Consider the following 19,171-nt stretch of genomic DNA (forward strand, 5'->3'; position numbering starts at 1 on the left):
CCCGCTCCGGGATGGCTCCCGGCGTTACGGGTCATCGCTGACGCTGAACCTTTCGGCAAAGCTCGGCGGCTGGCTCCATACGGGAGGTTCGGTCTCGGTGCCCGGTGTCCAGGACTGTGTGAGGCAGGGAGCCGAACACAAGCCTCCAGGGATGGATTCACGGCGGGGCCTGGACCCAAGCACCGGGCACCGAGACCGAACCGGGCTACGGAGTACCCGGCCCGACTGGCGTGAACGTCACCAGGTGGTCCATTTCCAGTTCGATACCGATGCGCCCCCCGACCGGGTGGGCGTGGTGGCTGGGTGCCATGCACGGCACCCGCACGCCGCCGTCCAACTCCAGCGTGTAAAGCATGTGGGCGCCGCGAAAGGCGCGGTCCACCACCCGGGCGGTGCGTGGACTGTCGTCGTTGTGGAGGATGTCGTCCGGGCGGATCATCACGTCCACCCGGTCGCCGGGGGCGGCGCCGTCGGGCAGGTTGCCGGCGAACACGCCCAGGCAGGTTTCCACCCGGCCTTCGGTGGTCACGGTGCCGGGGATGAAGCTGCTGCGGCCGATGAAATCGGCCACGAAGCGGGTGCGCGGCCGGTGGTAGATGCGGTAGGGCGTATCCCACTGCGCCAGCCGGCCGGCGTGCATCACGCCGACCCGGTCGGCGATGGCGAAGGCTTCGTTCTGGTCGTGGGTGACGAACAGGGCGGTGATGCCCTCTTTCAGCAGGATGGCGCGCACGTCGCGGCTGATCTGCTCGCGCAGTTCCGCGTCCAGCGCCGAGAAGGGTTCGTCCAGCAGCAGCAGGCGCGGCTTGGGCGCCAGTGCCCGGGCCAGGGCCACGCGCTGTTGCTGGCCGCCGGAGAGCTGGTGGGGGTAGCGGCCGCCCATGCCGGGCAGGCCCACCAGGTTGAGCAGCTCCTCGACCCGCGCGCGGCGCTGGTCCGGCGTCCAGCGGTTCAGGCCGAAGCCGATGTTGGCGGCCACGTCCAGGTGCGGGAACAGGGCGATGTCCTGGAACACCATGCCCACCCGGCGCTGCTCGGCGGGCACCAGCAGCCGGTCGCCGGTGACGGCGTCGCCGTGCAGGGCGATGCGGCCGCGGTCCGGGGCCAGGAAGCCGGCCACCAGGCGCAGCAGGGTGGTCTTGCCGCAGCCGGAGGGGCCGATCAGGCAGCCGATCAGGCCCTCGTCCAGGGAGAGGGAGACGTCTTCCAGCACCGGCTGGCCGTCGAACCGCACGTTCAGGTCGTCAATGGTCAGCATGGGGGCTCTCTTGATGGGGGTTCCGTATCGAGCGGGTCAGCAGTATCACCGGCGCCACGCCGGCGAGCAAAATGGTGAGCGCCGGCAGCGCCGCGTCCGCCAGCCGCTCGTCGGACGCCAGCTCGAAGGCGCGCACCGCCAGGGTGTTGGTGTTGAAGGGCCGCAGCACCAGCGCGGCGGGCAACTCCTTGAGGGTGTCCACGAACACCAGCAGGGCGCTGGTGGCCAGCGGCACCCGCAACAGCGGCAGATGCACCCGCCGCAGCATCGGCAGCGACGCCGTGCCCAGCGAGCGGGCGGCGTTGTCCAGGTTGGGGGACAGGTTCTGCAGGCCGGCGTCCAGACCCTGGATGGGAATGGTCAGGAAGCGCACCGTGCAGGCGAACACCACCGCGAACAGGGTGCCGGAGAACAGCAGCCCGGGCTCCGGCAGGCCCACGGACGCCAGCAAATCGTTGAGGCCGCGGTCCAGGCTGGCGAGCACCAGCACCACGCCCACCGCCAGCACGGTGCCCGGCACCGCGTAGCCGAAGCCGGCGAGCCCGGCGGCCAGGCGGCGGGGCCGGTCGCCGCGCAGCCGCCGCGCCCAGATCAACAGCAGGCCCAGGCCGGTGGCGGCCAGGGCGGTGCACAGGGCGATCAGCAGGCTGGTGCCGAGCAGGCCCAGGAAGCCCGGCTCCGCCAGATCCCGCCAGCGCGGCAGGCTCCACACCAGCAGTTGCAGGGCGGGCAGAATGAACCCGAGCAGCACCGGCAGCCACAGCGCCGCCGCCAGCAACAGGCCCGGGCCCCGGCCCAGCGGCAGCGGCGCCGCCGCCCGCGCCGAGGCGACGCTGATACGCCGTTCCTTGCGGGCGCGCCGCTCCAGGGTGAGCAGCACCACCATGGCGAGCAGCAGTACGCCGGCCAGTTGCGCCGCCGCCATGGCGTCGCCCAGCCCGAACCAGGTGCGGTAGATGCCGGTGCTCAGGGTGGGCACGCCGAAGTAGGCCACGGTGCCGTAGTCCGCCAGGGTCTCCATCAATACCAGCGCCAGCCCGGCAATGATCGCCGGCCGTGCCAGCGGCAGGGCCACCCGGAAGAACCGCCGCCAGGGCCCGGCGCCCAGGGTGCGCGCCACTTCCAGCGCCACCGCGGACTGGCTGACGAAGGCGGCGCGGGTCATCAGATACACATAGGGATAGAGCACCAGCGTCAGCATCAGGCCGGCGCCGGCCGGGCTGCGGATGTCCGGCAGGGGCAGCGGCAACGCCTGCTGCAGGGCGCCTTCGCTGGCCAGCATGCCGGTCCAGGTGTAGGCGATCAGATAGGCGGGGCAGGCCAGCGGCAGCAGCAGGGCCCACTCCAGCACCCGGCGCCCGGGGAAGCGGAAGCGGGACACCGCCCAGGCGGCGGCGACGCCGATCAGCAGGGTGCCGGTGCCGGTGAACAGGGCCAGGAACAAGGAGTGGCGCAGGTACGAGGGCAGTACCGTGCTGCTCAGGTGGCCCCAATTGGGCGAGGCGCCGGCCAGCCAGCTGCCGGCCACCACCAGTACCGGTGTGGCCAGCGCCAGCGCCAGCAGCAGTAGAACCAGGGAGCGCAAGGCGGGCGACGAAAACATGGCGCGATTATACCGATCCGCCGCCGCCTTGCCTGTCTTGAACGATTATTTCCAGCCTGCGCGGTCCATCAGTTTGACCGCGTCGGCGTTCAGCTCGCCGAGCTTGATCAGCGGCAGGTCGTCCTGCTTGAAGTCACCCCACTCCTGCAGCAAATCGCTGACCGGCACGTCGGCGCGCACCGGGTACTCGTAGTTGGTCTCGGCGTACCACTGCTGGGATTCGTCGTTGACCAGGAACTCGATCAGCTGCCGGGCGTTGTCCGGGTTGGGGGCGTTGGTGGCCACGCCGGCGCCGGAAATATTGATGTGGGCGCCGCGGCCGTCCTGGTTGGGCCAGAACACCGCCACCTGCTCGGCGATCTCGCGGGCGTCGGCGTCGTCGCCGCCCTGCATCATGCCCAGGTAGTAGGTGTTGACCACGGCGATGTCGCACTCGCCGGCGGCCAGGGCCTTGATCTGGTCGCGGTCGCCGCCCACCGGATCACGGGCCATGTTGGACACCAGGCCCTCGGCCCATTGCTCGGTGTCCGCTTCGCCGTTGTGGGCGATCAGGCTGGCGGTGAGGGACTGGTTGTAGATGTTGTCCGAGGAGCGGATGCAGATGCGGTCATCCCACTTTTCGTCGGCCAGGGCTTCGTAGGTGGACAGCTCGGACGGGTCCACCCGGTCCGGGGCGTAGACCACCACCCGGGCGCGCACGGACAGGCCGTACCAGTGGCCTTCCGGGTCGCGCAGGGCCTCGGGCACCTGCTCGGCGAGGGTGTCGCTTTCCGTGGTGGCCAGCTGGCCTTCCTGCTGGGCGCGGTACAGACGGCCGGCGTCGGTGGTGATCAGCACGTCGGCGGGGCTGTGCTCGCCTTCGGCCTTCATGCGCTCCACCAGGGCGTCGGCGCTGCCGGTGATCAGGTTCACGGTGATGCCGGTTTCCGAGGTGAAGCGGTCCAGCAGGGGCTTGATCAGTGCTTCCTTACGGGCGGAATAGACGTTCACTTCTTCGCTTTGCGAGCTGCATCCGGTTACCACCAGGGCGGCCATTAACGAGAAGAGAACACTGAGTCGACGCATGAAGGGTTTCTCCGGCGAATGAACGAATAAGGTTGCGCCGGATATAAACATTAATGAGAACGTTTATCAATCAAGGCGGTGTGAAGGAATCGACAATCGCTCCACCACGCTGCCGTTGTCGACGCTCTCCAGGTGCACGTCGAAGCCCCACAGGCGGTGCAGGTGGCGCAGCACCTCCTGGGCGGTGTCCGCCTCCAGCGGCCGGTGGTGCTGGCGCAGGTGCTGCAGGGTGAGGGATCGGTCGCCGCGCACGTCCGCCGAGTACACCTGGATGTTGGGTTCCTGGATGCTCAGGTTGTACTGCTCGGAGAGCCGGTTGCGGATCGCCTGGTAGCCGGGCTCGTTGTGGATGGCGTTGATCTCGATGTAGTCGCGCTCGGAGTCGTCCATCAGGCTGAACAGCTTGAATTCGCGGATCAGACGCGGTGACAGAAACTGCTGAATAAAGCTCTCGTCCTTGAAGCTTTCCATGGCGAACTTGAGCGTCGCCAGCCAGTCGCTGCCGGCGATGTCCGGAAACCACTGGCGGTCTTCGTCGGTGGGCGCCTCGCAGATGCGGCGGATGTCGTGGAACATGGCGAACCCCAGGGCGTAGGGGTTGATGCCGGAATAGTAGGGCGAATCGAACGGCGGCTGGTAAATCACCTGGCTGTGGTTTTGCAGAAACTCCAGCATGAAACCGTCGTCCACGCGGCCCTGGTCGTAGAGCTCGTTGAGCAGCGTGTAGTGCCAGAAGGTGGCCCAGCCTTCGTTCATCACCTGGGTCTGTCGTTGGGGGTAGAAGTACTGCGCCATCTTGCGCACGATGCGGATCACCTCGCGCTGCCAGGGCTCCAGCAGCGGGGCGTTCTTCTCCAGGAAGTAGAGCAGGTTTTCCTGCGGCTCGGTGGGGAAGCGCCGGCTGGGCTCGCGGCGCTGCACCATCGGCTGCATGTCGGGAAAGGTTTTCCACAGTTCCGAGACCTGACGTTGCAGGGCCTCTTCCCGGTCGCGCTGGCGGCGCTTTTCCTCATGGGCGGAGATCGGCGTGGGCCTTTTGTAGCGGTCGACGCCGTAGTTCATCAGCGCGTGGCAGGAATCCAGGGTTTCCTCCACCGCGGTGACACCGTGGCGTTGCTCGCACTCGGCCAGGTAGTGGCGCGCGAACACCAGGTAATCAATGATCGCCGAGGCGTCGGTCCAGGTCTTGAACAGGTAGTTGCCCTTGAAGAAGGAGTTGTGGCCGTAACCGGCGTGGGCGATCACCAGCGCCTGCATGGTGATGGTGTTCTCTTCCATCAGGTAGGCGATGCAGGGGTTGGAGTTGATCACGATTTCGTAGGCGAGGCCCATCTGGCCGCGCCGGTAGCGGCTTTCCACCTCCACGAACTGTTTGCCGAACGACCAGTGGTTGTAGCCCACCGGCATGCCCACCGAGGAGTAGGCGTCCATCATCTGCTCCGAGGAGATCACTTCGATCTGGTTCGGGTAGGTGTCGAGTCCGAACTTGCCGTGGGCCAGTTCGGCGATGGCCTGGTCGTATTCCGCCAGGGTCTCGAAGTCCCAGTCGGAACCGCTGGAGATCAGTTTGCTGTCGGCCACGGTCATGCCACCTCCATGCGCTTCTTGAACAGGCGCCGGAATACCGGGTAGATGTCGCCCGGGTCGTCGATCTGCGCCATGGAGAACACGTCGCCACAGCGTTCCTGCACGCTCTGGTAATGCTCCCACAGGGCCTGGTGGCTGCGCGGCATCACCTCCACGTAGGAGAAATGCTGCATGCGCGGCAGCAGTTCCTTCTCCAGCAGCGCGGCGCAGCCCGGTGAATCGTCGTTCCAGTTGTCGCCGTCCGAGGCCTGGGCGCCGTACAGGTTCCACTCTTCCACCGGGTAGCGGGCCTTGATGGTGTCCAGGGTCAGCTTCAGCGCACTGGAGACGATGGTGCCGCCGGTCTCCCGGGAGTAGAAGAACTCCTCCTCGTTGACTTCCTTGGCGCTGGTGTGGTGGCGGATGAACACCACCTCGGTGTGCTCGTAGTTGCGCTGCAGGAACAGATAGAGCAGCAGGAAAAAGCGTTTGGCCAGATCCTTCATGTCCTGATTCATGGAGCCGGACACATCCATGATGCAGAACATCACCGCGCGACTCACCGGCACCGGCACTTTGACGTGGTGGTTGAAGCGCAGATCCACCTCATCCAGAAACGGGATGCGCTCGATGCGCCGACGCACCCGGTCGATCTGGGTGTCCAGGTCATTGAGGCGCTCATTGCGCTCCGGGGATTGGTCCTGGCCGAGCAGGGCGTCGCGCTCTTCCTCAAGCAGGCGCAGCCGGCGGCGGCTGGCCGCCGTGAGCGCGCGCCGGCGCATGGACGCCTGGCGCATGGAGCGCACGATGTTGATCTTCGCCGGCAGGCCGTGACTGACGATGCCGCCGTGGCGGCGGTGAAAAGAGCGGCTGCCTTCCAGGTGCCGCTTGATCAGGTTGGGCAGCTCCAGGTCCTCGAACAGGAAGTTGAGAAATTCCCGCTGGTCGATTTCGAACGCGAACTCGTCGGCGCCTTCGCCGGAGTCGCTGGCGTCCCGGCCACCGGCACCGCCTTCGCCGCCGGAGGGCTTCTTGACCCGGTCGCCGGCCTGAAACTCCCGGTTGCCCGGATGCACCACGTTGCGGCGCCCGCCGGAACCATGATGAAAGCGCGGCTCGGACAAATCCTTTTCCGGAATGCTGATGCGCTCGCCTTGCTCCATATCGGTAATCGAGCGGCGGCCCACCGCCTCGTTCACCGCTTCACGAATATGGCGCCGGTAACGCTCCAAAAAGCGCTGCCGGTTCACCGTACTCTTGTTCTTCCCGTTGAGACGCCGGTCAATGATATAACTCATACCGCTCTCCACTACGAAAACTCACCGCGCGCTATTAACTATTCACTCTTAACTATTAACTGTCTTTTCATTGCGCCTTACGCACCCGCAAATACCACTCCGACAACAACCGCACCTGCTTCTCCGTATACCCCCGGTCCATCATCCGCTTGACGAAGTTGTCGTGCTTGCGGCGGTCGTCCTCGCTGCCCTTGGGGTTGAACGAGATCACCGGCAGCAGCTCCTCGGTGTTGGAGAACATCTTCTTCTCGATCACGTCGCGCAGCTTCTGGTAGCTCATCCAGCTCGGGTTGCGGCCATTGTTGTTGGCGCGGGCGCGCAGCACGAAGTTGACCACCTCGTTGCGGAAATCCTTGGGGTTGGAAATGCCCGCCGGCTTTTCGATTTTTTCCAGCTCTTCGTTGAGAGACTGACGGTCGAAAATCTCGCCGGTGTCCGGGTCGCGGAACTCCTGATCCTGAATCCAGAAATCCGCGTACATCACGTAGCGATCGAAAATGTTCTGACCGTATTCGGAGTAGGATTCCAGGTAGGCGGTCTGAATCTCCTTGCCGATGAATTCCACATAGTGCGGCACCAGGTATTCCTTGATGAAGCGGCGGTACTGTTCCTGCAGCTCCTGGGGGAATTGTTCCTGCTCGATGCGCTGTTCCAGCACATGCATCAGGTGCACCGGGTTGGCCGCCACTTCGGAATGGTCGAAGTTGAACACCTTGGAGAGAATCTTGAACGCGAAACGGGTGGAGAGCCCGTCCATGCCCTCGTCGACCCCGGCCATGTCGCGGTATTCCTGCATCGACTTGGCGCGCGGGTCCACGTCCTTCAGGTTTTCGCCGTCGTAGACCCGCATCTTGGAATAGATGCTGGAATTCTCCGGCTCCTTGAGGCGCGTGAGCACCGAGAACTGGGCCAGCATGCGCAGGGTGTCCGGCGCGCAGTGCGCTTCGCGCAGGCTGGAGTTGCGCAGCAGCTTGTCGTAGATCTGCTGCTCCTCGGTGACTCTCAGGCAATACGGCACCTTGACGATGAACACGCGGTCGATAAAGGCTTCGTTGTTCTTGTTGTGGCGGAAGGTCTGCCACTCGGCTTCGTTGGAGTGCGCCAGCACGATGCCGTCGAACGGAATCGCGCCCATGTGCTCGGTGCCGTTGTAGTTGCCCTCCTGGGTGGCGGTGAGCAACGGATGCAGCACCTTGATCGGCGCCTTGAACATTTCCACGAACTCGAGCAGGCCCTGGTTGGCCCGGCACAGGCCGCCGGAAAAGCTGTAGGCGTCCGGGTCTTCCTGGGCGAATTCCTCCAGCTTGCGGATGTCCACCTTGCCCACCAGGGACGAGATGTCCTGGTTGTTTTCGTCGCCGGGCTCGGTCTTGGCCACCGCCACCTGGTCGAGAATCGACGGGTAGCGGCGCACCACGCGGAACTGGCTCAGGTCGCCGCCGTAGTCCTTCAGCCGCTTCACCGCCCAGGGCGACATGATGGTGCGTACATAGCGGCGCGGAATGCCGTACTCCTCTTCCAGGATCGGGCCGTCCTCTTCCGCGTCGAACAGGCACAGCGGCGATTCGTTCACCGGCGAATCCTTGATGGCGTAGAACGGCACCTTCTGCATGAGCGCCTTGAGCTTTTCCGCCAGTGAGGACTTGCCGCCGCCCACCGGGCCGAGCAAGTACAGAATCTGTTTTTTCTCTTCCAGGCCCTGAGCCGCGTGGCGGAAGTAACTGACGATGTTTTCGATTACGTCTTCCAGACCATAGAACTCGTCGAAGGCCGGGTAGCGGCGGATCATTTTGTTGGAAAAAATCCGCGACAGGCGGGGGTCCTTGGAGGTGTCCACCAGCTCCGGCTCGCCGATGGCCATCAGCATGCGTTCGGGGGCGGACGCGTAGACACCGGGGTCGCTTTTACAGAGGGCGAGATACTCTTCCAGGGACATCTCGTCTTCCTGGCCTGCTTCGAACCGGGCCTGATAGTGACGGAGAATACTCATGCTTTACTCCCTCCTGGCGGTGCGCCGCGCCTGCGGTGTGCCGCGAGACAAGTACGGATGGCGATACGTGTGAAAACGGTGTTCGGGGAAAAACCATGCGAGTTTCGTTCCAATCGCAAGGGGAACGAACGGGAAAAGGGTAAAAGCGGGCCCCGGTGCCGGTCGGCGGCACGAAAAAGGAGACTAAGGGTCCACGCCTGACGCATTCGGACGCTCCTGGCCGGCGGGCTGGCGCCGGCGGCTTAAGCGGGCGGAATCGAATCACTTCGGTTCTAGCATGGCGCTAAAACGAAAGCCAAGTCAAAAGCAAAAAATTTTTCCGGCGGGAACTTTTTTTATAAATAAACCAATTGTGGCGGGCGCGTTAATAACGCGCGAAGACGGCGCCGCCGGGCGGGGTCAGTGGCAGGCGCACTGAAAGCGGCGGCCGTCCTCCAGGCGCAGGGCGGTCAGGCAGCCGCCCCAGACGCAGCCGGTATCCAGGGCTTCCACCCCGGCGGTGCCGGTGCGGCCCTCCAGGGCGGCCCAGTGGCCGAACAGCACACGGACGTCCCGTTCACGGCGCTGCGGGTGTTCAAACCAGGGCATAAAGCCGGGCGGTGGCTGATCCGGCTCGCCCTTGCTGCCCAGGTCCAGCTCGCCGGCGTCGTTGACGAAGCGCATGCGGGTGAAATAGTTGGTGATCACCCGCCAGCGGTCGGTGCCTTCCAGGCCGTCGTGCCAGCCGGCGGGGCTGTTGCCGTACATGTTGGCGAAGAACGCCTCGGCCTTGTCCGGCGACGCCAGCACGGTTTCCACTTCCAGGGCGCGGGCGCGGGCCTCGTCCAGCCGCCACAGCGGCGGCAGGCCGGCGTGGGTCATCACCGCCTGGAATTCGGGCACCTCCACCAGCAGCGGCCGGCTCTGCAGCCAGCCCAGCAGGTCATCCCGGTCGGGGGCGTCCAGAATCGGCTGCAGGGTGTCCTTGCTCTTCAGGCCGGCGTGGCCGTGGGACGCCGCCAGCAGGTGCAGGTCGTGGTTGCCCAGCACCACGCGGACGTTGTCCCGCAGCTGGTACACCCGGCGCAGGGCGCCCAGCGAGTCCGGGCCGCGATTGACCAGGTCGCCGGCCAGCAGCAGCCGGTCGCGGTCCGGGTTGAAATTGATCTCATCGAGAAGGGCGTCGAAGGGGGCCAGGCAGCCCTGCAGGTCGCCGATCGCGTAGGTACTCATGGCCGGCCCCTCAGTGCAGCGCGCGCGGCACGGCGAGGGTGAAGGCGGGCACTTCCGCGTCGAAGCAGGTGCCATCTTCGGCGATCATCTGGTAACTGCCTTCCATGGTGCCCACTTCGGTTTCCAGGATGGCGCCGCTGGAGTAATGAAACTCCTGGCCCGGCGCGATGCTGGGCTGTTCGCCCACCACGCCTTCACCGTGCACCTCGCGGGAGCGTTCCTCGCCGTCGGTGATCACCCAGTGACGGGTCAGCAGACGCGCGGTCACCGCGCCCCGGTTGAGGATGCGGATGTGGTAGGCGAACACCCAGCGCTGGCCGTCCTCGTCGCTCTGGTCGGGCAGATACTCGGTCTCCACGGTGACCTGCATGCGGTAGCGGTCGGTATCGATGGCGGTGTCGTCCACGGCGGTCATGGCGTCGGCTCCTTGGTTGTTCCGGGTCCCGGCTTCGGCGCGGTGGCGTTGGCCAGGGTCACGTAGTCCGCGACGGACAGGTGATCCGGGCGCAGGCCGGGATCGATGCCGGCGGTGTCGAACACCTCCGGGGCGATCAGTGTTTTCAGGCTGTTGCGGATCGCCTTGCGGCGCTGGCTGAACGCCTGCGCCACCAGCCGGCTCAGCCAGGCCGGGTCATCCGCCGGCCACGGCGGGCGGGCGTAGGGAATCAGGCGCACCACGGCGGAATCCACCTTGGGGGGCGGTTGAAACGCGCCGGGCGGCACCGGAAACAGGTAATCCGCCTGACAATGATACTGCACCATCACCGACAGGCGCCCGTAATCCTTGCCGCCGGGGGCGGCGGTGAGCCGCTCCACCACTTCCTTCTGCAGCATGAAGGTCATGTCGGCGATGGCGCCGGTCTGCGCCAGCAGGTGGAAAATCAGCGGTGTGGAGATGTTGTAGGGCAGATTGCCGACCACCCGCAGCGGGCCTTGCTCGGCGAGGGCGGTAAAGTCGAAGCGCAGGGCGTCGCTCTGGTGGATGGTGAGGCGGTCTTCCGGTACCTGGTCGCGCAGCCGGCCGATCAGGTCCCGGTCCAGTTCCACCACCGTCAGGTGCGCCACCTGTTCCAGCAGCGGGAACGTCAGGGCGCCCTGGCCGGGGCCGATTTCCACCACGGTCTCGCCGTCGCGGGGCGCCACCGAGCGCACCAGCCGGTCGATGATCTCGGCGTCGTGCAGGAAGTGCTGGCCGAAGCGTTTGCGGGCGCGATGTTCGCTCATGGGCTCTCCTGGCCTTCGGTGCGGGCGGCCAGATCCGCCGCCAGGCGGGTGGCGGCCAGCAGGCTGCCGGCGCGGGCCCGGCCGGTGCCGGCCAGGTCGAAGGCGGTGCCGTGGTCCACCGAGGTGCGGATGAACGGCAGCCCCAGGGTCAGGTTCACCGCCTCGCCGAAGCCGGCGTATTTCAGCACCGGCAGGCCCTGGTCGTGATACATGGCCAGCACCGCGTCGTGTTGCGTCAGCAGGTCCGGTTGGAAGGCGGTGTCCGCCGGCACCGGGCCGGTCAGCTGCAGGCCCTGGTCGCGCAGGCGCGCCAGGGTGGGAATGATCACATCCAGTTCCTCGCGGCCGAGGTGGCCGCCTTCGCCGGCGTGGGGGTTGAGCCCCAGCACCAGAATTCGGGGGCGCGGCAGGGCGAACTTGCGGCGCAGGTCGTCGTGCAGGATGGTCAGGGTGCGCGTCAGGGCGGCGTCGGTGATCGCCGCCGGCACCCGCGCCAGGGGCAGGTGGGTGGTGGCCAGCGCCACCCGCAGGTCGCCGGCGGTGAGCATCATCACCACCTGGTCGACGCCGGCCCGCTCGGCCAGGAATTCGGTGTGGCCGGTGAAGGCGGGGTCGGCGCCGTCACAGATGATGTTCTTGGCCACCGGCGCGGTGACCATGGCGGCGAAGGTGCCGTCCAGGCAGCCGTCGGCGGCCCGCTCCAGAATCGCCAGGGTGCCGGCGCCGGTGGCCGGGTCAGGCTGTCCGGCGGTCACGGTGGCGCCGGCCGGGCAGTGCCACAGTACGGCGCCGTGCTCCGGTGCGGGCCGGCCCGGCGCCCATTCCGGCAACGGCAGTTCCAGGCCGAGCGCGGCGGCCCGCGCCGCCAGTACGTCACGGTCGGCGAGCAGCACCAGGGGCAGGTCCGGCAGGGCCGCGGGCAGCGCGGCCAGCAGATCCGGGCCGATGCCGGCCGGATCGCCGGCGGTGATGGCGATCGGGCGCCGCGTCATGATTGCAGGCGGATATCCACGTAGGCTTCCGCGCGCTGCTCCTGCAGCCAGGTTTGCAGCTCTTCGTCGAAGCGGCGCTTCTGCAGCGCCTTGCGGGCCTGCAGCTCGCGGAGCTGGTCGCTCATGTCCGCTTCCCGGGTCTCTTCCACGCGCAGGAAGTGCCAGCCGAACTGGCTTTCGAACACCGGTGACAGCTGGCCGGGCGGGGTTTCCACCATCATCTGCTCGAATTCGGGCACCATTTCGCCCGGGGTGACCCAGCCCAGCTCGCCGCCCTGGCGGCCGCTGCCCGGGTCGTCGGAGTGTTCCGCCGCCGCTTCCGCGAAGCTCAGTTCGCCGCTGGCCACCTGATCGTGAACCCGGTTGATCTCCGCGCGGGCCTGCTCCTCGCTGGTGAGGGTGTCGGCGCGCACCAGAACGTGGCGCACCTGGTACTGGGTGACCACTTTCTCGGCGCCGCCGCCGCGGCGGTCGATCATCTTGAGAATGTGGAAGCCGGCGCCGGAGCGCAGCGGCTCGCTGATGTCGCCCTTGTTCATATCGATCGCCGCGTCGGCGAACAGGCTCGGCCACTGGGCCGCTTCCCGCCAGCCCAGGTCGCCGCCTTCCAGCGCCTCCGGGCCGTCCGATTCGGACACCGCGGTCTCCGCGAAGTCGGCGCCGTCGCGCAGGCGTCGCACCAGGGCCTCGGCCTCTTCCTGGGCCGCGCTCACCTGTTCCGGGCTGGCGTTGCCGGGCACCTTGACCAGGATGTGGCCGAGGTGGAAATCCGCCTGGAACATCTGGCGGCCGGTTTCCGACTCCAGGAACCGTTGCACTTCGCGGTCGGTGACCCGCACCCGTGACGCCACGCTGCGTTGCTGCAGCCGGGACACCACCATCTCGCCGCGCACCTGCTCGCGGAAACGGGACCAGTCGTAGCCGTCGGCGCGCAGGGCGTCGGCGAACTGCTGCAGGGTCATGTTGTTCTGCCGGGCGATGCCAGACAGCGCCTGGTTGAGGGCGCCGTCGTCGACGCGGATGCCGGCCCGCTCCGCCATCTGCAGCTGCAGACGCTCCAGGATCACCCGGTCGAGGACCTGCTCGCGCAGCACCTCGCGGGGCGGCAGCGGGCGGTTGTCGCCACGGAACTGGGCGGCGATTTCGTCCACCCGTTCCTGGAGCTCGCTTTCCATGATCACGCCGTCGTTGACCACCGCCACGATGCGGTCGAGCATTTCCACCTGGGCATGGACGCCCGGGGACAGCAAAATCGTCGCGCTCAGCAACCAGGTTGCCAGAGACCTAATCATACTCACTCCTGTATCCGGGAATGCTGCGTTCCAGCAGGGAATCCACCCGGCCGCCGAAGCCGCCCAGCCCGGTCATTTGAATCTGTAGTAGCACGGTGGTGTCCGCTTCCAGCGTGGTGTCACCGTCTTCGTCGGTGAGTTCCCGCTGGCTCAGCAAACGGATTTTCCAACAGCAGTTACGCCATTCCGCGCCCGCCAGTGTTTCCACGGTGCGCTGGTTCTCATAGTCGTAGAGCCAGCGGCCCACCAGCCGCCAGTTGTTGTGGATCGGCAGGATGGCGGCGATCTCCGACTGGCGGATGTCGTCCGCGGGGCGATCGTGGAAGGCCAGGTTGAACACCCGCCGCTCCCGATCCGTATAGCCCAGGCGCATCGAGGAGCGCTGCCGCTCGTTGGCGTGCGTATCCCATTGTCCCTCCGTGTAGAGGTACCAATCGTGCCCAAAGTTCCAGCGCATGTCGGCGACCATGGGGGTCTGGTCGGCGTCGTCCGGCGGTTCGCCGTCCAGTTGCACCTTGCGCTCGCCCCGGTAGAAGCCCTGGCCGAGGCGCAAGCGCAGCTGCTCGCGGCCGTCGGCGTTGCGCAGGAAGCGGCTGGTCAGACCCAGCGACGCCTTTTCCTCGTCGCCGAAGCGGTCGTAACCGATGAACCGGTTCTGCCGGAACAGCGTATTGTAAGAGAAGGTCAGCTCGCCGCTGTCGAAATTGGGCAGCTGGTCCTGCTGCTCGTAGGCCAGTTTGTTGATGAACAGCCGCGGCTCCAGGGTTTGCGTGTAGCCGCGCCCGAACAGATTGGTCTCGCGCTCCAGGAACAGCCCGGAATCCACGCTCGCGCCCCAGGTGCTCAGGGTGGCGTCGCTGGCGGAGGTTTCCGCGTCGTCGAGCTGGTAACGGTTATGGTAAAGCCGCGCCTGGGGTTCCACATAGCCCCAGCTCTCCTCCATGCGCACCGCCAGGCCCGGGGCCAGGTGCACGCGGGCGCCGGTGGGGTTGTTGCTGGTGTCCTTGTCGGAGCGGTCAAAGGCGGTCACGTCGCTGAGCCACAGGCCGCGCACCGGGCCCAGCAGTTCCGGATCGCCGGACAGCTGCAGCTGCGGCAGGCGGCGGTAGGGCAGCTGGTCGTCCGGCAGCGTCGGGTCGATGGTCTGCCAGGATTGCAGACGCGCCAGCGCCCGCCAGTCGCGGCCGAAGTAGCGGGCCTGGCCGAGCCGGGGCAGGTGGGTGCGGGAGCTCACCTCCAGGCCGGTATCCAGATCCTTGAAGTAGAAGTCGTCGGACACGTAGTTCACATCGGAGGTGAGCGCCCAGCGTCCCACCGAGCCGTCGTGCTGCCAGGCGGCCAGCTCCCGGTTCTCGCCGTCGAACTCGCTGTCGTTGAACAGCACGCCGTAGCTGAGGCGGCCCTGGCCCAGGTCGGACAGGTAGCGGAACTCGCCTTCCACGCCGCTGCCCCGGCCGTCGATATGGCGCGGTGCGATGGTGGCGTCCATCTGCGGGTGGATGTTGATATAGATCGGCTGGGTCAGGTCCACACCGCCGCTGTCGCTGGTGCTGATGGTGGGGAACAGCAGGCCGGTCTTGCGACGCTCGTCGATCGGGAAGGTGATCCACGGCAGCCACAACAGCGGCATGCCCTTGACGCGCAGGGTCACGTCGCGGGCCTCGCCCCAGCCCTTCTCCCGGTCCAGCCGGATTTGCCGGCCGCCCAGTTCCCAGCCGTTGGAGCCGGGCGCGCAGGTGGTGTAGGTGCCCTGCTCGATGGTGGTGAAATTGTCCACCAGATCAATGTGCTCGGCGGTGCCCCGGGCGCCCGGGCCGAACAGCGCATAGCGGACCCGGTTGAGGCTCGCCTCGCGGCGCTGGGTCTGGCCGCTCATGCCGTCGGCGATGAAGGTGAACTGGTCGGTTTCCAGGCGCAGGCTGTTGGCCACCTCGAATTTGCCGCTGGACTGATCGAGCAGGGCGGATTGGCTGGTCAGGCGCCGGCCGGGGCGCTCGATCAGCACCTCGCCGTCCATGTTGATCAGCCCGTCCTCGGTGAGGCTGGTGCTGTCGGCGGTGATGATGATGTCGCTCTGATCCGCCGGCACACCCACGGACGGGTTGTAATAGATGCCGCTGCACCAGACCGGAATCGGCCGCTGCTGCACCGGCGGCAGGCTCGTCATAGTGTCGCGGTCGACCCAATTGAGGTCGTCGTCGGCTCCGGCGACGCCGGCCAGCAAAAGGGCGAGGCCGGTTAAAAACAATCGTGAGGGCAGTGGCATCGGCTGCTCGGAACAGGTAAAAAGGGCCGTTTCGCAATCGCGGCAGTGTAATGGATTGATGGTGGCAATGCAGCCAGAGAAGGGTAACTCCGATATTCGCCGCCGGGCACTGGACCAATGGGTCGGTGACTGGCTGGGTGCGCCGGTGAGCGGCGAAGTGGCGTCCGCCGACGCCAGCTTCCGGCGCTACTTCCGCTACCGGCACGGCGGCCGCACCCTGGTGGCCATGGACGCGCCGCCGGAGCAGGAGGACTGCCGGCCCTTCGTGGACGTGGCCGGCCGCCTGGCCCGCGCCGGCGTGGCGGTGCCGGAGATTCTCCACCAGGACCTGGAACAGGGCTTTCTACTGCTCACCGACATGGGCCGGGAAACCTGGCTCACCGCCCTCGACGGGGGCAACGCGGACGCCTGGTTCGAAGCCGCCCTGGAGACGCTGATCACCCAGCAGCGCTTCGCCGACACCCGGGGGCTGCCCAAATACGACCGGGCCCTGCTGCGCCGCGAGCTGGACCTGTTTCCGCACTGGTACCTGGGCGAGCACCGGGGCTTGCGCCTGGACGGCGACACCAGCGGGCGGCTGGAGACGGTGTTCGAGACGTTGATCGAGTCCGCCCTGGCCCAGCCCCGGGTGTTCGTGCACCGCGATTTCATGCCGCGCAATCTGATGGTCAGCGACCCCAACCCCGGGGTGATCGACTTTCAGGACGCGGTGGCCGGGCCGATCAGCTACGACCTGATCAGCTTGTTCAAGGACGCCTTTCTGAGCTGGCCGGAGGCACGCGTGCTGGAGTGGCTGCGCGATTACCACCGGCGCGCCGCCGCGGCCGGGCTGCCGGTGCCGGCGGCGTTCGACGACTTGCTGCGCTGGTGCGATCTGATGGGCGCCCAGCGGCACCTGAAGGTGATCGGCATCTTTGCCCGCATCCGCCACCGCGACGGCAAGCCCAAATACCTGGAAGACGCGCCCCGCTTCTTCGCCTACCTGCGCACCGTGATCGCCCGCCGCCCGGACGAGCTGGGCGACCTGGGGCGGCTGCTGGATCTCTGGGAGTGCCCCTGATGCGCGCCATGATCCTGGCCGCCGGCTACGGAAAACGGATGCGCCCGCTCACCGATCACACCCCCAAGCCGCTGCTGCTGGCCGGCGGCAAGCCGCTGATCGAGTACCACATCGAAGCGCTGCGCGGCGCAGGCGTCGAGCAGCTGGTGATCAACACCGGCTGGCTGGGCGAGCGGCTGGAGGCGCACCTGGGTGACGGCGAACGCCTGGGCGTGTCGATCCGCTGGTCCCGGGAAGGCACCCCGCTGGAAACCGCCGGCGGCATCCGCCGGGCCCTGCCGTTGCTGGGGCCGGACCCGTTTCTGCTGGTCAACGGCGATATCTGGACCGACTACGATTTCAGCGCCCTGGTCGACGCGCCGGTGGGCGACGACCTGGCGCGGCTGGTGCTGGTGGACAACCCGGCCCACCACGACAGCGGTGATTTCCATTTAACAGCCGGGGGCCGGGTAAGCGATAATGCCGAGCCCCGGCTCACCTACGCCGGTATCGCCCGGCTCGCCCCGGCCCTGTTCGCCGCGCTCGACGACGGTGAGCGCCGGCTGGCGCCGGTGCTGCGCACCGCCATGGCGCAGCAGCGGGTCAGCGGCGAGCACCACCGCGGCCACTGGTGGGACATCGGCACCCCGGAACGGTTGGCGGCGCTCGACCGTTTTCTGGCCGCCCCGCACACTGACTAAGGACATTTCATGGCCAAGCAAACCGACTTCATCGCCCCCTCCATTCTCGCCGCCGACTTCGCGCGCCTGGGCGAGGAGTGCGACGCGGTGCTTGCCGCCGGCGCCGACATGATCCATTTCGACGTCATGGACAACCACTACGTGCCCAACCTGACCATCGGGCCGATGGTCTGCAAGGCGCTGCGCAAGCACGGCATCAGCGCGCCCATCGACGTGCACCTGATGGTCAGCCCGGTGGACGACCTGATCCGCATGTTCGCCGACGCCGGTGCCTCCATGATCACCTTCCACCCGGAAGCCTCCGCCCATGTGGACCGCTCTCTGCAGCTGATTCACGACGCCGGCTGCCAGGCCGGGCTGGTGCTCAACCCGGCGACCAGCCCGGCGTGCCTGGAGTACGTGATGGACAAGCTCGACATGGTGCTGCTGATGAGCGTGAACCCGGGCTTCGGCGGCCAGTCGTTCATTCCCGGCACCCTGGGCAAGATCGAGCAAGTGCGCGCCCTGATCGACGCCAGCGGCCGGGATATCCGCCTGGAAGTGGACGGCGGTGTCTCTGAAAAGAACATCCGCCAGGTGGCGGCCGCCGGCGCCGACACCTTCGTGGCCGGCTCCGCGATTTTCGGCAAGGACGATTACCCGGCGGTGATCGGCGAGCTGCGCCGGGAGCTGGCCGGCGCCTGACGCCGTTGTGAAATTTCGTAATGATCCCGGGTCCGCGCTTGTGGACCCGGCCTTCCCCCGCCGAAGCTGAGCCCCTTTCTCCCCGCGACGGAAGCGAGAATGCAAGGAGGCGATATGCTCTCTCAGTGGTTGACCTGGCCGGTGCTGGCGGTCTGGGCCGTGATATCCCTGGCCTGCGCCGCCTGGGTGATCCAGGACCTGCGCCGCCACAACGCCTTCCTGGGCGGCATGATGAAGGTCGCCTGGGTGCTGACGGTGCTGTATTCCGGCCCCCTGGGCCTGGCGGTGTACTGGTACACCGGGCGCGGCCAGATCGCCCACGATTCCCTGTGGCGCAAGAGCTTCCGCTCCGTGGCCCACTGTTATTCGGGCTGCGGGCTGGGTGAAATCATCGGCGTGCTGACGCTGGCCGGGCTGCTGGCGATCAGCGGCTGGCCGGTGAACCTGGTGTCGTTCGCGCTCGCTTACGTTATCGGTTTCGCCTTTACGCTGGGCCCGCTGATGCAGGCCGGCGAGGCGTTCCGGGTGGCGCTGAAGGACTCGGTGGTGGCGGAGTCCATCAGTATCACCGTGATGGAGGTGGTGGCCCTGTCGGTGAACGCGGGGCTGGCCGGCGACGCCCGGATCGGCGACCCGGTGTTCTGGGGCGCGCTGATTATCTCCCTGTCCATGGGGTTGCTGGCGGCCTATCCCGTCAATGTGCTGCTGATCCGCTTCGGCGTGAAAGAGGGCATGCACAACCCCAAGCACATGATGGAACACCAGGGGCACCACTGACTTTGGCGTTGGCCGGCGCCGCCGGCCGGCGGTATAGTCCGCAAAACGCTGTTCCGAAAACCCAGGGAGACGCCGTTTCCGTGCTTTTTGCCCCCGTTCTTCAGCGCGCCTCACTGCCAGTGCTTTTGATACTGGCGGCGTTGCTTGTCGGCTGCGCCAGCCGCCCGGCGCCGCATGTGGAAGAGCGTGCCGCCGGCGGCGAGC

Annotated in this window: 16 protein-coding genes; 4 read left to right on the forward strand and 12 right to left on the reverse strand. The window is 66.9% G+C overall.

The genetic code is table 11. The features are described from left to right. Window positions 1-205: 205 nt before the first annotated feature. From ISO4_RS15610 to ISO4_RS15665, 12 genes are all read right to left on the reverse strand, one after another. A complete protein-coding gene (locus ISO4_RS15610; protein WP_194856815.1) occupies window positions 206-1,258 on the reverse strand; it encodes an ABC transporter ATP-binding protein in 1,053 nt (350 codons plus the stop codon). Beyond that, complete coding sequence (locus ISO4_RS15615; RefSeq protein ID WP_194856816.1) at window positions 1,245-2,861, reverse strand: ABC transporter permease; 1,617 nt, start codon at window positions 2,859-2,861, stop codon at window positions 1,245-1,247. Before ISO4_RS15615 ends, ISO4_RS15610 begins: the two co-directional genes overlap by 14 nt. Before the next feature lie 45 nt (window positions 2,862-2,906). Then, entirely contained in the window at window positions 2,907-3,926 is a 1,020-nt protein-coding gene (locus ISO4_RS15620; protein ID WP_194856817.1) for a Fe(3+) ABC transporter substrate-binding protein, read from the reverse strand. Between the two features lie 66 nt (window positions 3,927-3,992). Continuing rightward, entirely contained in the window at window positions 3,993-5,513 is a 1,521-nt protein-coding gene (locus ISO4_RS15625; RefSeq protein ID WP_194856818.1) for a SpoVR family protein, read from the reverse strand. Further along, the gene (locus tag ISO4_RS15630; RefSeq protein WP_142947307.1) at window positions 5,510-6,790 is read right to left on the reverse strand and encodes a YeaH/YhbH family protein; all 1,281 of its coding nucleotides are present in this window, start codon (window positions 6,788-6,790) and stop codon (window positions 5,510-5,512) included. The genes ISO4_RS15625 and ISO4_RS15630 overlap by 4 nt, the downstream gene beginning before the upstream one ends. Before the next feature lie 67 nt (window positions 6,791-6,857). Further along, window positions 6,858-8,780 carry a PrkA family serine protein kinase gene (locus ISO4_RS15635; protein WP_194856819.1) on the reverse strand — a complete coding sequence of 641 codons (1,923 nt, stop codon included), beginning with the start codon at window positions 8,778-8,780 and terminating at the stop codon, window positions 6,858-6,860. 399 nt (window positions 8,781-9,179) lie between these two features. Beyond that, a complete protein-coding gene (locus ISO4_RS15640) occupies window positions 9,180-9,992 on the reverse strand; it encodes a symmetrical bis(5'-nucleosyl)-tetraphosphatase (protein ID WP_194856820.1) in 813 nt (270 codons plus the stop codon). Window positions 9,993-10,002: 10 nt separating this feature from the next. Then, window positions 10,003-10,407 carry a Co2+/Mg2+ efflux protein ApaG gene (apaG, locus tag ISO4_RS15645; protein ID WP_142947304.1) on the reverse strand — a complete coding sequence of 135 codons (405 nt, stop codon included), beginning with the start codon at window positions 10,405-10,407 and terminating at the stop codon, window positions 10,003-10,005. Then, window positions 10,404-11,216 carry a 16S rRNA (adenine(1518)-N(6)/adenine(1519)-N(6))-dimethyltransferase RsmA gene (gene rsmA / locus ISO4_RS15650; RefSeq protein ID WP_142947303.1) on the reverse strand — a complete coding sequence of 271 codons (813 nt, stop codon included), beginning with the start codon at window positions 11,214-11,216 and terminating at the stop codon, window positions 10,404-10,406. Before rsmA ends, apaG begins: the two co-directional genes overlap by 4 nt. Beyond that, window positions 11,213-12,208, reverse strand: a complete 996-nt coding sequence (pdxA, locus tag ISO4_RS15655) for a 4-hydroxythreonine-4-phosphate dehydrogenase PdxA (protein WP_194856821.1) — start codon at window positions 12,206-12,208, stop codon at window positions 11,213-11,215. The genes rsmA and pdxA overlap by 4 nt, the downstream gene beginning before the upstream one ends. Beyond that, window positions 12,205-13,500, reverse strand: coding sequence for a peptidylprolyl isomerase (locus tag ISO4_RS15660; RefSeq protein WP_194856822.1), 1,296 nt, complete (start codon window positions 13,498-13,500; stop codon window positions 12,205-12,207). Before ISO4_RS15660 ends, pdxA begins: the two co-directional genes overlap by 4 nt. Then, entirely contained in the window at window positions 13,493-15,766 is a 2,274-nt protein-coding gene (locus tag ISO4_RS15665) for an LPS-assembly protein LptD (protein WP_194856823.1), read from the reverse strand. Before ISO4_RS15665 ends, ISO4_RS15660 begins: the two co-directional genes overlap by 8 nt. A gap of 67 nt (window positions 15,767-15,833) precedes the next feature. On the opposite strand from ISO4_RS15665, the gene ISO4_RS15670 reads away from it, so the two are divergent. From ISO4_RS15670 to ISO4_RS15685, 4 genes are all read left to right on the forward strand, one after another. Next, the gene (locus ISO4_RS15670) at window positions 15,834-16,826 is read left to right on the forward strand and encodes an aminoglycoside phosphotransferase family protein (protein ID WP_194856824.1); all 993 of its coding nucleotides are present in this window, start codon (window positions 15,834-15,836) and stop codon (window positions 16,824-16,826) included. Further along, window positions 16,826-17,506, forward strand: coding sequence for an N-acetylmuramate alpha-1-phosphate uridylyltransferase MurU (murU, locus tag ISO4_RS15675; protein WP_194856825.1), 681 nt, complete (start codon window positions 16,826-16,828; stop codon window positions 17,504-17,506). The genes ISO4_RS15670 and murU overlap by 1 nt, the downstream gene beginning before the upstream one ends. 9 nt (window positions 17,507-17,515) lie before the next feature. Continuing rightward, window positions 17,516-18,190 (forward strand): ribulose-phosphate 3-epimerase, encoded by a 675-nt coding sequence (rpe, locus tag ISO4_RS15680; protein WP_194856826.1) that lies wholly within the window; start codon window positions 17,516-17,518, stop codon window positions 18,188-18,190. A gap of 114 nt (window positions 18,191-18,304) precedes the next feature. After that, window positions 18,305-18,967 (forward strand): DUF4396 domain-containing protein, encoded by a 663-nt coding sequence (locus ISO4_RS15685; RefSeq protein WP_228548194.1) that lies wholly within the window; start codon window positions 18,305-18,307, stop codon window positions 18,965-18,967. The last annotated feature ends 204 nt before the right edge of the window (window positions 18,968-19,171 follow it).

The sequence above is a fragment of the Alloalcanivorax venustensis ISO4 genome, assembly GCF_015356855.1.
Taxonomy (GTDB): domain Bacteria; phylum Pseudomonadota; class Gammaproteobacteria; order Pseudomonadales; family Alcanivoracaceae; genus Alloalcanivorax; species Alloalcanivorax venustensis.